Annotated in this window: 11 protein-coding genes; 5 read left to right on the forward strand and 6 right to left on the reverse strand. The window is 68.8% G+C overall.

What is annotated here, in order from left to right; all coding sequences use genetic code 11:
* Nucleotide 1: 1 nt before the first annotated feature.
* From rpsI to eccCa, 4 genes are all read right to left on the reverse strand, one after another.
* A complete protein-coding gene (gene rpsI / locus ACLQ3C_RS10965) occupies nucleotides 2-604 on the reverse strand; it encodes a 30S ribosomal protein S9 (RefSeq protein WP_425705085.1) in 603 nt (200 codons plus the stop codon).
* On the reverse strand, nucleotides 601-1,044 hold the full coding sequence (gene rplM / locus ACLQ3C_RS10970) for a 50S ribosomal protein L13 (RefSeq protein WP_425705086.1): 444 nt from the start codon (nucleotides 1,042-1,044) through the stop codon (nucleotides 601-603). Before rplM ends, rpsI begins: the two co-directional genes overlap by 4 nt.
* A 203-nt stretch (nucleotides 1,045-1,247) precedes the next feature.
* Nucleotides 1,248-2,588 (reverse strand): type VII secretion-associated protein, encoded by a 1,341-nt coding sequence (locus ACLQ3C_RS10975; RefSeq protein ID WP_425705087.1) that lies wholly within the window; start codon nucleotides 2,586-2,588, stop codon nucleotides 1,248-1,250.
* Nucleotides 2,585-6,778: a type VII secretion protein EccCa gene (eccCa, locus tag ACLQ3C_RS10980; RefSeq protein WP_425705088.1), complete on the reverse strand. Its 4,194-nt coding sequence runs from the start codon at nucleotides 6,776-6,778 to the stop codon at nucleotides 2,585-2,587. The genes ACLQ3C_RS10975 and eccCa overlap by 4 nt, the downstream gene beginning before the upstream one ends.
* Nucleotides 6,779-6,900: 122 nt before the next feature.
* On the opposite strand from eccCa, the gene eccD reads away from it, so the two are divergent.
* Together eccD and mycP are read left to right on the forward strand one after the other, a co-directional pair.
* Nucleotides 6,901-8,442, forward strand: coding sequence for a type VII secretion integral membrane protein EccD (gene eccD / locus ACLQ3C_RS10985; protein ID WP_425705089.1), 1,542 nt, complete (start codon nucleotides 6,901-6,903; stop codon nucleotides 8,440-8,442).
* Nucleotides 8,443-9,864 carry a type VII secretion-associated serine protease mycosin gene (gene mycP, locus ACLQ3C_RS10990; protein WP_425705090.1) on the forward strand — a complete coding sequence of 474 codons (1,422 nt, stop codon included), beginning with the start codon at nucleotides 8,443-8,445 and terminating at the stop codon, nucleotides 9,862-9,864. It begins immediately after the preceding gene.
* Nucleotides 9,865-9,868: 4 nt separating this feature from the next.
* Here the strand turns inward: mycP and ACLQ3C_RS10995 are convergent, their stop codons facing one another.
* Complete coding sequence (locus ACLQ3C_RS10995) at nucleotides 9,869-10,822, reverse strand: 4-hydroxy-3-methylbut-2-enyl diphosphate reductase (RefSeq protein ID WP_425705091.1); 954 nt, start codon at nucleotides 10,820-10,822, stop codon at nucleotides 9,869-9,871.
* Nucleotides 10,823-10,874: 52 nt separating this feature from the next.
* Here ACLQ3C_RS10995 and ACLQ3C_RS11000 point away from each other — a divergent pair, with 52 nt between their 5' ends.
* From ACLQ3C_RS11000 to ACLQ3C_RS11010, 3 genes are read left to right on the forward strand one after another with little or no spacing between them, the layout of a single operon-like run.
* Complete coding sequence (locus ACLQ3C_RS11000) at nucleotides 10,875-11,588, forward strand: lipid droplet-associated protein (protein ID WP_425705092.1); 714 nt, start codon at nucleotides 10,875-10,877, stop codon at nucleotides 11,586-11,588.
* A 31-nt stretch (nucleotides 11,589-11,619) separates the two neighbouring features.
* A complete protein-coding gene (gene xseA / locus ACLQ3C_RS11005) occupies nucleotides 11,620-12,876 on the forward strand; it encodes an exodeoxyribonuclease VII large subunit (protein WP_425705093.1) in 1,257 nt (418 codons plus the stop codon).
* Nucleotides 12,873-13,160: an exodeoxyribonuclease VII small subunit gene (locus ACLQ3C_RS11010; RefSeq protein WP_425705094.1), complete on the forward strand. Its 288-nt coding sequence runs from the start codon at nucleotides 12,873-12,875 to the stop codon at nucleotides 13,158-13,160. The genes xseA and ACLQ3C_RS11010 overlap by 4 nt, the downstream gene beginning before the upstream one ends.
* 28 nt (nucleotides 13,161-13,188) lie before the next feature.
* On the opposite strand, the gene ACLQ3C_RS11015 is transcribed toward ACLQ3C_RS11010, so the two are convergent.
* Nucleotides 13,189-13,761, reverse strand: coding sequence for a DUF4245 domain-containing protein (locus ACLQ3C_RS11015; RefSeq protein WP_425705095.1), 573 nt, complete (start codon nucleotides 13,759-13,761; stop codon nucleotides 13,189-13,191).
* Nucleotides 13,762-13,867 lie beyond the last annotated feature (106 nt).

Below are 13,867 nucleotides of genomic sequence, written 5' to 3' on the forward strand. Positions count from 1 at the left end.
GTCAGCGCTTGGAGTACTGCGACGCCTTGCGGGCCTTCTTCAGGCCGTACTTCTTGCGCTCGACCGCGCGCGGGTCGCGGGTGAGGAAGCCGGCCTTCTTGAGGGCCGGACGATCCTCGGGCGTGACCTCGATGAGGGCTCGGGCGATGGCCAGACGCAGCGCGCCGGCCTGTCCCGAGGGGCCGCCACCGACGAGCTTGGCGTTGACGTCGAACGACTCGGTGCGCTCGACGGTGACCAGCGGGGCCTTGATGAGTTGCTGGTGCACCTTGTTGGGGAAGTACTCCTCGATGGTGCGGCCGTTGAGCAGGAACTGACCGGAGCCCGGGAGCAGGCGCACACGGACGATGGCCTCCTTGCGGCGGCCGACGGTCTGGATCGGGCGGTCGAGTACGACCGGTTCGCGATCGTGGGACGGCTCGGCGACTGCGACAGCATCGACGTCGTAATCGTCGGCGGCCTGCTCGGCCGAACCGACGGCCTCGACGGCCTCGTCGACCGCGGTCTCGGCGGCCGCGACGTCGTCACCGGCAGCGGCCTGAGCCTGCGCAGCGTCCTCCACGGCGGCCTCGACGGCCTCGTCGGAAATGTTCTCGTTGCTCACTGGGCCACCTGCTTGATCTCGAAGGGGACGGGGCGCTGGGCCGCGTGGGGGTGATTCGGGCCGGCATAGACCTTCAGCTTGGACGCCATGGCGTTTCCGAGCTTGGTGTGCGGCAGCATGCCCTTGATGGCCTTCTCGAGGACGCGCTCGGGATGGCTCTCGAGCAACTCGGCGGTCGTCTGGACCTTCAGGCCACCCGGATGCCCGGAGTGCCGGTAATTCAGCTTGCGCTCGGCCTTGTTGCTGGTCAGCACGACCTTCTCGGCGTTGATGATGATGACGAAATCGCCACCGTCGACGTGCGGGGCGTAGGTCGGCTTGTGCTTGCCGCGGAGCAGGTTCGCGCTCTGCACGGCCAGCCGGCCGAGCACCACGTCGGTGGCGTCGATGACATGCCACGCGTGGGTGATGTCACCGGCCTTCGGGGTGTAGGTAGGCACAGTTGGTCCTTCAACTCTTGTCATGGAAGCTGGTCGGGTACGACGGCAGAGGTTGTTCCCGGCGACCAGTGGGGACCCGGACCTCGACTACCCGCCCAGCCGCGCTCTGCGAGCACGACCACGAACAGGTGCCATGCACCAGCGATCCAGGCTACGCGAGCGCCCAGGTCAGGGTCAAAACGCGTCTCGTCAGCCACGATCGGTCAGCGTGGCGCGATGCGAACCGAGGCCACCGCGGTGGCACACGGAGTGTCGACCGAATCGCCGCCGGTGCCGGCCTGACACCCCAGGCTGACCTGCAGATCGTGTTCGACGAGGACGTACCAGCGGATCGGGGCACCCGAGGCGGGTGCCTCGCGGTAGCTGATGACGTCGCGGCCGGCGAAGAGCGTCGAGGCAGAGAATTCGCTGACCACATCATCACCACGTTGCGCGATCCGGTTACGCAGGCTCACCGCGACCGACGACGGCGTCGACCCGGATCGGACGGGGCTCTGGATGAGCAGGATGCGGCTGCCGTCGTCGGGGGCGACGAACACCGCGCGCGACTGCGCCGCCGGCCCCGGCGCACCGCTCACGGGGCCTTGCTCGGTGCGCTGCCACCCACTCGGGATGAGCACTGTGGTGCGGCCCTGTGTCACCTGTCGGTCGGTGGCCGGTGCCTGCTCGCCGCGCTGCGAGAGCCATGCACACACGGCCAGCACCACGACGAGGACCGTCATCACTGCCGCCGCCGCCCCGAGCATCCGCCGGGCGCCGCGCCCCCGACGCGACGACTCCGGCGGCGACAAGAACTCCGCATCGAGGTCACCGAAGTCCAGCGGCACCGGGTGCGCGGCCTTGGCACCCCACCGCGCGATCCGCCGGCGATCGACCGCCACGATCCGGCCGGCGACCGCGTATTCGAGGATCAGGCTGATGGCAGCGCCGACGTCGCCGCCGTCGGCCCCGTCGACATAGACCGCCTCGATGCCGTCGTCGATCAGTGCTTCGACCGCCGCCGCGTCCGCGGCCCCGTCGCCGCTGGGCACGAGCACCCCGGACGCCTCGATCACCCAGCCACCGCCGCCCCGACGCAGCCGCTGCACATCCCAGCGCGGCGGGCCCGGATCGGTCGGGTCGGAGCGGTGGGCCGGCACATGGGTGGTCTCGACGACCGCGCAGCGGGTCACGGTGACATCGGCATGGCTGCGGGCGATCAGGATGGCCCGGGGCGTGAACGTGCTCGCCGGATGCAGCGACCCCGCCGCCCGCGCGAGCACGCCGCTGCGCACCGGCCCCCAGGTGCTCGGATATCCGATGAGCACCGGAGCGCCACCGCCGCCGCAGATCCGGGCGAAGACGTCATGCCACCGCGCCTCGGCGGTCGCCGACACCCCGTCGGCGACGATGACCTCGGCGTCGATGGCGTTCAGCAGGGCGGTGAGGTCGGGGCCCGGGACACCGCCGATCATGGTGTGTCCGTACGCGATATCGATGACGACCGGCCTCGCGGGCACCCCGGCATCGACTGCCGGCCCACCGGCGGATCTGGTGAACGTCATGGGCCGCCCGCCCGCGTGTCGGCGCCGGGCCGCGCGACCTGGATCATTTCAGTTGTGCGAGTACGGGATAGGAGTTCACCGCGACCGGGTACCAGTCGTTGTAGTCGGGTCCGGCCGGTGATGTAGCCCTCGTCACGGTCGCCGCTCATCAGCAGCATGTCCGACGAGAGGTCCTTGAGGCGGCCGATGACCGGGTCGAACAACGCCCGTCCGAGCCCGCCCGAGCGGCGCGCCAGCACGATGTGCATGCCGATGTCGCGGGCATGGGAGGCGAGATCCACCAAGGGCAGCAACGGATTACCCGACGACGTCGCCACCATGTCATAGTCGTCGACTATCACATACACGTCCGGACCGGACCACCAGCTGCGTGCCCTGAGCGCGTCCACCGTCAGATCGTCGGGCGGCAATCGCTTGGTGAAATACGCGGCGAGTTGCGCCATCATGGTCGTCGCGTTCTGGCCCGAACTCGCATAGCCGGCGAGATGATCTCCCTCGACCAGCCCCAGCATCGTGCGGCGGTAGTCGATGAGCACGATCTTCACCTGTTCGGGCGTGGATCCGGCGACCAGGCCGGAGACGATCGTGCGCAGCAGCGTGGTCTTGCCGTGCTCGACGTCGGCGAAGGCCATGAAGTGTGGCGCAGTGGTGAAATCCAGTATCACCGGGGCGAGTTCGAGTTCGCCGACCCCGATGGCCACCTGATTGGGTGCGAGCGTGACATCGGCATCGGCGACGAGCTCGGCGACCTGGGCGGCGGAGATCTCGGTGCCGAGCTTTCGGACCGCGAGCGCCCGCCGATCACCGTACGCAGCGCCGATCGCGTCGACGGCGAGCTGTCCGCCGGCCGGGAGCGACGCGGGTGCGGGGTCGCCGTCGAGCCGCGGCAACGCCACCAGCAGATGCATGCCGTCCGGACTGAGCCCACGGCCGGGCCGATTATGCGGCACCGACGATGCCGCCTTGCGCCCGAGTTCGGAGTCCATGGCATCGCCGAGGCGCAATTCGACGCGACTGCCGATCAGGTCACGCATCGCCGGCCGCACCTCGGCCCAGCGTGTGGCCGTCACGACCAGGTGAACGCCGTAGGAAAGCCCTTGGGAGACGATGACGCCGATCTGCTCTTCGAGGAATTCGAGTTCGCCACGCAGCACACCGACGCCGTCGAGGACCAGAAAGACATCACCGTGTGGATCGTCGGCGAGTTCGTCGTCGGATGCGAACCGGCCCGTCTGCGCCCAGGCGCGTCGACGGGCCCGATAGTCGGGCATCGACTCGATACCGAGCCGCGCGAACCGCAATTCCCGCGCCCGCACCACCGCGGCCACCTCCGCCACGGTGCGCCGCACAGCGTCCATGTCACCGCGGTTGGCCACCGACCCCACGTGCGGCAGCCCCGCCACCCCTGCGAGTGAACCGCCACCGAAGTCGAGGCAATAGAACTGCACCTGTTCCGGGGTGTGGGTGGCGGCCGCGGCGAGGATCAGCGTGCGCACCGCCGTCGACTTGCCGGTCTGCGGACCACCCACGATGGCCACATTGCCCGCGGCACCGGACAGATCGAGCAGGTGGAGTTCTCGTCGCTGGTCGAAGGGACGGTCGACGATGCCGATCGGTACCCGCAGGTTGCCGGGCGCGACCGCAGACGCGAAGTCGCGGTCGCCGACCAGCTCGTCGACGGTCGGCGACACCTCGAGTGGCGGAAGCCACACCTCGTGCGCCGCGGGTCCGGCGCCGGCGATACGGCCGACGAGCGTCGCCAGCAGCGACGGGACCGTGCTCGTTCCCGAGGAGCCCGCGGGCCGGACGGGCGGCGCATCGTTGGGCGTGGGTTCGGTTGTGGCCGTGCGGGTCACCGGTGGAACCGCGGCGAGTAAGGCAGCCGCCTGGTCGAGGACCGATCCCCCGTCCGAGCCCAACGCTCCCACCATTGCCGCATCGCCGGCACCCGAGGCGGCGCTCGCCGTCGGCCCCGGCACGTCCGCGGTGTCCAGCGGCACGGGCAATGCGGTGAACATCATGAGCCGGTGCCGCCGAACACCTCCCGCACCGATCGGATCGGAACTCGCCGTGGCGGGCGGCCGATACGGTCCGGATACATAGCAGGTGTTGAATCGAACCGGCTCTCCCGCATCGCATTTGAGGTACGCCGAGCCGGGCGCACTGGGCAGATGATAGGCGTCTGGGACGCCGAGGACCGATCGGGATTCGTTGGCCGAGAACGTCTTCAGTCCGATCCGATACGACAGATGGCTGTCCAGACCACGCAGCTTGCCCTCTTCGAGCCGCTGCGAGGCGAGTAGCAGATGAATGTGCAATGACCGTCCGAGCCGCCCGATCGCGACGAACAGTTCGGCAAAATCGGGTTTCTGGGCGAGCAACTCGGAGAATTCGTCGACCACGATGAACAGCGCAGGCATCGGTTCCAGTGGCGCGCCGGCCGCGCGCGCCTGTTCGTACTCGGTGACGTTGGCGAAGTTGCCTGCCGCGCGCAGCACCTCCTGCCGCCGATTCAGCTCACCGGACAATGCATCCTTCATCCGGTCGACCATCGCCAATTCCTGCTCGAGGTTGGTGATCAACGCCGCGACGTGCGGGCTGCGCTCGAGACCGAGAAAGGTGGCGCCGCCCTTGAAATCGACGAGAACGAAATTGAGCTCCGCCGGTGAATGGGTGGCCAGCATCGCCACCACCAGGGTTCGCAAGAATTCCGACTTCCCCGACCCCGTCGCACCGATACACAATCCGTGCGGTCCGGTTCCCCCGTGCGCGCTCTCTTTGATATCGAGTTCGACGGTCCCACCCGAGGGCGTGTAGCCGATGGGCACCCGCAGCCGGTCGCGCGCCGTACGCCCACGCCACTGCAGTTCTGGGTCGAAACGGGACATGTCGGGGATTCCGAGAAGGGCAGGCAGGCCCGGGTCCACTGCGGTGGCCCCCGAATCCAGGTTCGCCAGACTTGCCGCGGTGGCCGGCCGATATCGCGCCAGCCGACGGGCCGCCGCCTCGCACTCGGCGACGCCCAACGAATCCATCGTCGCGAATTCCTCGATGCCGTAAGCACTTCGGGCAGACACCGATCCGCTCGCCACAACCAATTGCAACCCACGCCGGGCAGCCGGCCCATCCGCGGGTGCGGTCAGATCCACGACGGTGACGCCTTCCATCCCGGCGTCGTTGACGAGTCGCTCGGTGCCGATCACCCGACCGTCGTCGACGATGACGACCAGATGTGCACGGCCCGGCGTCGGCGGTGCCGAGCGGGAGAAACGTCCACGATCGGCCAGCTCGGCACTCAGCGCGGTCTCCAGGTCCACCAGTGTCGGGAAGACCATCCGCATCGGGCCGAGCGCGTCGGCCAGCGCCGGATGGCCCACGTGCGGTAACCATTTCGCCCAGTCCCACGCCTCGCCGGCCGGATCGGCGGTGACCACCGCCACCCGCAGATGATCCGGGCCATGAAATACGCACAACTCGACGAGCATGGCGCGCACGAGTTCTCGCGTCTCCTGGCGAACACCTTCGATATTGATCGCCGGAAATCCACGCAGCGAGATCGCGGTCGGCAGTCGGTGGATCACCGAGTGGGTCCGGATGAACCGGCGCAACGCGACCATCGACACGGGTTCGAGATCTTCGAGCGGACCGGTCTCCGGCGGGACCAGACGCGTGGCCAGGCGTTGGGTGCCCACCCCGACCCGTACGTGTGCGAAGTCGTGGTCGGCCGGCCGCCGCTCCCACATCCGGCGCGTGCCCACGACGTCGGGAATGGTCCGCGGATCGGGGTGGCTCCAGGTCAGCGCCGCGCGCTGCGCCTGACCCGTGTCGCCGACCTGGGCGCGCAGGCCGGCCAGATAGCGAAAGTAGTCCTTGCGTTCCTCATTGAGTTCGCCTGCCTTCTTCCCACCACCCCGGCCGCCGGCGGCAAACATTCCGAACATCGACATCAGCATCATGAGCGGGAACATCATGAACAGCGGATTGGTGAGGATGTTGCGTCCACCGGTCGCGAACATCATCGCGAGCATGCCGACGACCGCGACGACCATGACCACGGGCAACAACTTGAGCAGCAAGCCGCCCGGCACCACTCGCGGCACATCCGGTGGCGACTGAATGTTCAGTTCGCCACCGGGCGTGCGCGGTGGTGTGATCCGTGGCCGCCGCACGAAACCATCGGTCGTCGTCACCGTCTCCCCCTCCTCGATCCCCCACGCCGGCCGCCGGGTTATCCACCGGTCTCGATGGACAGCGCACTCCGGGCCGAGCGTGCGGTTATGGTAACTGCGAATCAAGGGGGAGGTAGGGCGAAATGTCATCTGTGGATACCCGGCCACCGATCCGCGCGGACGACACCGCGCCAGGATCGGCGGGGTCGGGCACCGTGTCGATCCAACCGGCGCTGGTCCGCGTCTCGGTACTCGGCGGCAACACCCAACTCGATGTGGCACTCCCGGCCGCGATACCTGTCGCGGCCCTGATCGGTGACCTCGTCGCGCAGATCGAATCCCGCAATCCGCGACGCCAGGATTCTGATGACACCGATCCGGAGGTGGCGGGCGGTCATTCCGATGGCGGACGCGCCCACTGGACCCTTTCCCGCATCGGGCAGCCACCCCTGTCGGTCAACCATTCGCTGGCCGATTCCGGTGTGCGCGACGGTGATCTGTTGATGGTGACGTCGACGCGGACCGGTGATTCGCCGGTGCTGTTCGACGATGTCGTCGACGCCGTCGCCCGACTCAACGAGTCGCATTTCGCGAACTGGTCGCCGCAGGCGGCCCGGATCCTGGGTTTCGGGGCAGCGATCCTGGCGTCGATCGTCGGCGCAGTCGCCCTGACCGGCACCCGGCTGGAGGGCAACACCCTCTGGCCGGCCATCCCCGCCGCCCTGAGCGTCCTCGCACTGATCACCGCGTCGGCGATCGTGGCCCGTCAGTACCGGGACCCGACCACCGCGACGGTGTTGGCCGCCGCCGCCGCACCGCCGGCCTTCGTGGCCGGAATGCTGGCAGTGCCAGGCCCTTTCGGCGCCGCGCACATGGCCCTCGGTTTCGCGATCGTGACGCTGACCGCCGTGGTCTGCTACCGGCTCGGTGCGGCCGGGCCGGTGCTGCACAGCGCGCTGCTGACCGGGGCTGTGCTCGGTGGCGCGGCCACGCTGGCCGGCCTGTTCGTCGACACCTCGCCACGCAGTGTGGCGGCGGTGAGCGCGGCTGTGGGGCTGCTCGTCATCGCCCAGGCTCCGCGCTTGACCATCGTGCTCTCGAAACTTCCGCTACCGCCCGTGCCCACCGCCGGCGCCCCGTTCGATCTCGACGACGCCGAACCCGTGTCCACGATCGAGGGTATCGGCGCGATCGGCGCCATGGCCCTCCCCAAAGCCGACGCGCTCGAACGTCGTTCGTACCTCGCGAATGCATATCTGACCGGGATCATCGCCGGCGCGAGCGCGATCACCGCTCCCGCGGCGGTGATCTCGTGTATGCCGTGGAACGGGGTCGACGGCAAATCCTGCGTATTTGCCGCGATCATCGCGGTCGTGCTGTGCCTGCGGGGCCGCTCGCACAGCGATCTCGCGCAGGCCTGCATCCTGGTGATCGGCGGATGTCTGACGCTCGCAGTCGTCCTCGGCTCTCTCGCCGTCGCCGGAGGCTGGTGGCCCCTCATCGGATTCGCGGTCGCCACAACGCTTCTCGTTCTCGCTCTCGTTCTGGGTGTCCTTGCACCCGGTCACGAGTTCTCGCCAGTGCTACGCCGGCTCGCCGAGCTCGGCGAATACGCCCTGATCGTGGTGATCGTGCCCCTGCTCGTCTGGATTCTCGATCTGTATCAGACGGTTCGGGACATCTAGATGCGTTGCTCGCGTGACCCTTCCGGCCGTGGCCGCCGCCTGCCGTTCGTGCTGGCGGCCGTCCTCACGTCGATCGGGCTGTGCGCTGCACTCGGCGCCGGGCCGGCACTCGCCATCGATCCGCCGCGAGTGGATCCCGGCGCGCTGATCGGCGCGGTCCCCGTCGCCCCGCCCGAACCCACCGAACAACGCACCCTGTGTGCGCGGCCGGTCACCACTTCCGCGGCGACGCGGCCGTCACCGGCGCAGCAGATGATGAATCTCGAACAGGCGTGGCGATTTTCCCGGGGCGCCGGGCAACGGGTCGCGGTCATCGACACCGGCGTCACCCCCCATCCCCGTCTGCCGCGGCTGCGCGGTGGTGGTGACTATGTCGCGGCCGGTGACGGACTGTCCGACTGCGACGCGCACGGCACCTTGGTCGCGGGGATCATCGCCGCCACCCCGTCACCCGACGACGGATTCACCGGCGTCGCGCCGGACGCGTCGATCATCTCGATTCGCCAGTCCAGCAATGCATTCGAGGCAAAGGACCGTCGTCGGCAAGACACCGATCCGGCCGTCGGTGGCGGGTACGGCTCGGTCGGCACGCTGGCCAGCGCGGTGGTCCGCGCCGTCGACCTCGGGGCGACCGTCATCAACATCTCCGAGGTGGCGTGTGCACCGGCGAGCGCCCGGCCGGCCGATCGGAGCCTGGGTGCGGCGGTCCGCCACGCCTATGAACGCAACGTGGTCGTGGTGGTAGCGGCCGGCAATCTGTCGCAGGGCTCCGCCTGTGGCGAGCAGAATCCGCCGCCGATGCCCGGTGACGCCGACGGCTGGGGGTCGGTGGGCACCGTAGCGAGTCCTGCCTGGTTCTCGCCCTACGTTCTCGCCGTCGGATCGGTCGACGCCGGCACCGGCGCGCCGAGCGCATTCAGTCTGCACGGTCCGTGGCTGGATGTGGCCGCGCCCGGTACCGGGATCGTCAGCCTCGACAGCACGCCTCACGGAGGCGGTCTCGTCCACGCACAACAAGGCGGTTCCGGTCCACTTCCGTTGCTGGGGACCAGCTTTTCGACGCCGTTCGTCGCGGGGACCGTCGCCCTGGTCCGGGCCCGGTACCCCCAGCTGTCGGCGAGACAGGTGATGGAACGGATCATCCGGACGGCACATGCGCCGGGTACCGGACACGATCAGGTGATCGGTCACGGCGTCATCGATGCCGTGGCCGCGCTGACCGCCGAACTTCCCGACGGCGCAACCGCCGATCCGGCCGCGCCCAGGATGATCGCGGCGCCGGTCGAGCCGCCGCCGGCCGATCACACCGGCCGGAACGTCGCGCTCGCCGGTGCGGGTATCAGTGTTGCGTTGGTGGCCGCGATGCTCGCGGCCTCACTGCCGTATCGCCGGGTGCGAAAGCTCGACCCGGACGAATACTGAACGGCTACTTCGCCGTTCGCGCCGGCCGCAATTCGCGGGGCAGGGCGAAGGTCAGTGTCTCCTCGGCGGTGCTGACCTTCTCGACGGTGTCGAAGCCGTATTCGGCGAGGAAGTCGATCACCCCGCGCACCAGCACCTCCGGCACCGAGGCACCCGAGGTGATGCCGACCGTGCGCACGCCCTCGAGCCAGGCCGGGTCGACCTCGCGGGCGTAGTCGACCAGATGGGCCGCCGACGCGCCGTTCTGCAGCGCCACCTCGACGAGGCGCACCGAGTTCGACGAGTTCTTCGATCCCACGACGATCACCAGATCGCAGTCCGGCGCCATCGCCTTCACCGCGACCTGCCGGTTCTGGGTGGCGTAACAGATGTCGTCGCTGGGTGGGTCGTTCAGTTCGGGGAATCGCTCACGCAGCCGCCGGACCGTCTCCATCGTCTCGTCCACCGAGAGTGTGGTCTGGGAGAGCCAGATGACCTTCGACTCGTCGCGCACGGCGACCTTGTCGACCGCATCGGGGCCGTCGACGAGCTGGATGTGCGAGGGCGCCTCCCCCGCGGTGCCCTCGACCTCCTCGTGCCCCTCGTGGCCGATGAGCAGGATGTCGTAATCGTCGCGCGCGAACCGCTTGGCCTCTTGGTGAACCTTGGTGACCAGCGGACACGTCGCATCGATGGTCCGCAGACTGCGTTGCGCGGCCGAACGGTGGACCTCCGGGGACACCCCGTGCGCGGAGAAGACGACGATCGCCCCCTCGGGCACCTCGTCGGTCTCCCCGACGAAGATGGCTCCCCGCTCGGCGAGGGTTTCGACGACGTGCCGGTTGTGCACGATCTCCTTGCGGACGTACACCGGCGCACCATGCTTGTCGAGAGTGCGTTCGACGGTCTCCACCGCGCGGTCGACGCCGGCGCAGTATCCCCGCGGTTCGGCGAGCAGGACCCGCTTGGACTCAGTCATGGCACCCAGGGTACGTGTTGGTGAGACCGCCACGAGATGGCAGAGTGAACACATGGTTCGTGCTCCCTATCCGGCCCGTATCGCCGCAGGTCTCGTTGTCACGGCCGTCGAAGAGACGCGCAGACTGCCGACCCTGCTCGTAACGCTGCCGGTTACCGCGGTCAGCGAGACACTGCAACTGGCGATGCGTGCGCAGCAGGGCATCGCCGAACTGGCCATCAAGGGCGATGCGGCACTGGAGTCGATCTTCGACCGCCCCACCGAGGAACCGGCGTGGGCCCGGTTCGACGAGGACGAGACCGATGTCACCGACACCGTCGTCCCGATCGAATCCAGCCACCACCTCGACGGCCGCAGACCTGCAGGCAACGGCCCCGCAGCTGACGATCCCGACACCGCCGATGCCGCCGACAGCAGCCCCGACGACAGCACCCCCGAAGACGCCACCGCAGCGTCCTCCCCGCGCTCGGATACAGGACGCTTCGCCCTCTACTCCTCGGCGCCCGACGAGGTCATCGCCTCGTCGAGCGAGACCACCGAATCTTCCGCGCCGACCGGCGGCGGACCGGTGCCGGAAGTCGTGGAGTACACCGAGTACGACAACCTGACCCTCGCCCAGTTACGGGCCAAATTGCGCTCGGTCGGTGCCGAAGATCTCGGCACGCTGCTCGACTACGAGAAGGCCACCCGCAACCGGGCGCCGTTCGTCACCATGATCGACAACCGGATCACCTCGGCCCAGAACAAGCGCACGCCATCGAAGTGATCGCGTCGCAACACCGGCGCGGACGGTCCGCGTGAGCGGCGGCGGGTCGGCGAATTCTGCCGACAACCCGTGGCCGGTCCGCACGGTCAACACCAAGATCGCCGACTGGGTTCACCGGCTCGGGCAGATCTGGGTGGAGGGTCAGGTGACCCAGATCAGTAGGCGACCCGGCACGCGCACGTCTTTTTTGACGCTGCGCGATCCCGCCGCCGACATCTCGATCTCGGTGACGTGCAGCCCGGACCTGCTCGCGCGCAGCGAGGTTCGGATCACCGACGGCGCACATGTGGTGATGCTGGGGCGCCCCAGCTACTACACCGGCCGTGGTTCGATCTCGTTGCGCGTCACCGACATTCGGCCCATCGGCGTGGGTCAGCTACTACTCGGCATCGAACGGCGCCGGCAGTTGCTGGCCGCCGAGGGTTTGTTCGACCCTCGACTCAAACGAGCGCTGCCGTTCCTGCCACGCACGATCGGCCTGATCTCCGGTCGCTCGAGCGCCGCCCAACGCGACGTCGTGTCGGTGGCGTCGGCGCGGTGGACGGCCGTACGCTTCGACGTTCGCGACGCCCCCGTGCAGGGCCCCACTGCGGTGCCCCGCATCATCGCCCACCTGCGCGAACTCGACGCCCACCCCGAGATCGACGTCATCATCATCGCCCGCGGCGGCGGCAGCGTCGAGGATCTGCTGCCGTTCTCCGACGAGGCGCTCCTGCGCGCGGTGGTCGCCTGCACCACCCCGGTCATCAGCGCGATCGGCCACGAACCCGACACCCCGCTGCTCGACCTCGTCGCCGACGTCCGCGCCGCCACTCCCACCGATGCCGCCAAGCGGGCGGTACCCGATGTGGAATCCGAACTCGCCGCGATCGCCGTGCTGCGCCGCCGCAGCGCACGCGCCCTGCGGAACTGGGTGCACCGCGAGGACCGGGTGCTCGCCGGGTTGCGCAACCGGCCGGTCCTGGCCGACCCGTTCTCGATCCTCGACCGGCATACCGAACGCGTCGAGCGACTGCGGGCCGATGCGCGCCGTGACCTCATCCGCCACGTCGATACCGAGGGCCGCCGGACCGAACATCTCGCGGCCCGGCTGGCCACACTCGGCCCGGCCCAGACCCTCGCCCGCGGCTACGCAGTGGTGCAGCGCGTCGACGCCGATCCGCCGTACGTCCTCGACTCGGTCGACGAACTCCCGGATGCGTCGCAGTTGCGTATCCGGGTCGCCGACGGCTCGATCCACGCGCAGGTGACCGCGACCGAACCGGCCCACAACCAGGAGGAACAGTGAGTCCGCAACCGACACCGAAGAACTCCGACGTCGAAGGTTCCGGAGACGGACCCATCCCGGTGGCCGAGCTGGGTTATGAACAGGCCCGCGACGAACTCGCCGAGGTGGTGGCGACCCTGGAACGTGGTGGGCTCGACCTCGATGCGTCACTGTCGCTGTGGGAGCGTGGTGAAGCGCTCGCCGATCGCTGCGAAGCGCATCTGACCGGGGCGCGCGAACGGATCGAATCGGTGCTCGACGACGGTACGGATACCGACAGCGACACAGCGGACAACGAGGACTGACCGCGTCCCGACCCGACCCGGCCGGGTCTCAGCCGCGGCCCGGCAGCGGCTGCTGATCGAGCACCGAGGTCGCCATCGCGGCCATGTCGTCATCGGGGCCGGCCGACAGGATCGCGATCCGCGCGGTCCCGAGGTCGGTGATCCAGAACTTGTTGTCGCCGGTGGTGCTGTAGGTGACCCACTGATGACCACCGAGCTCGCGGGTACCGCTGCCGGAGGCCACGTGCGAACCGTCGGCCAGGTGATCGACCAGATCGTCCTCGGACGCATCGGTCTGGGTGAGCTGGAGATAGCTGCCGTGGCCGGTGATCCAGCCGACGTTGCTCACCACATGCCCCGACACATTCTCCCGGCTGCCCGAATTCGGCTTCCAGCCATCCGGATCGGGTGGTTTGCGGATCGGGAACGGCATCGTCTGCGAGTCGGCGAGCAGGGCGCTCTGGACGTCGAACGGGTTGGTCCGGTCGTCGGCGGCCGTGCCGGTGAGGCCCACCGAACAGTTCCCCGACGCGATGGCGACGATCGCGCAGATCACGAGCAGCGGGATGATCGACCAGATCATGTCCTTACCGCTGATCAGGTAGCGCGGTTTCTGGGCCATGGCGCTCAGTATTCCAGTCGGCACGCCGCGGTCGGCAATCGCCCACCGTCGTTGCCCGCGCACGACGCGGCGGCTCGGGTGCGGCGCAGGGCGGTGACCAGCGCAT

It is taken from the genome of Gordonia sp. DT30 (assembly GCF_049844915.1).
Classification (GTDB): Bacteria; Actinomycetota; Actinomycetes; order Mycobacteriales; family Mycobacteriaceae; genus Gordonia.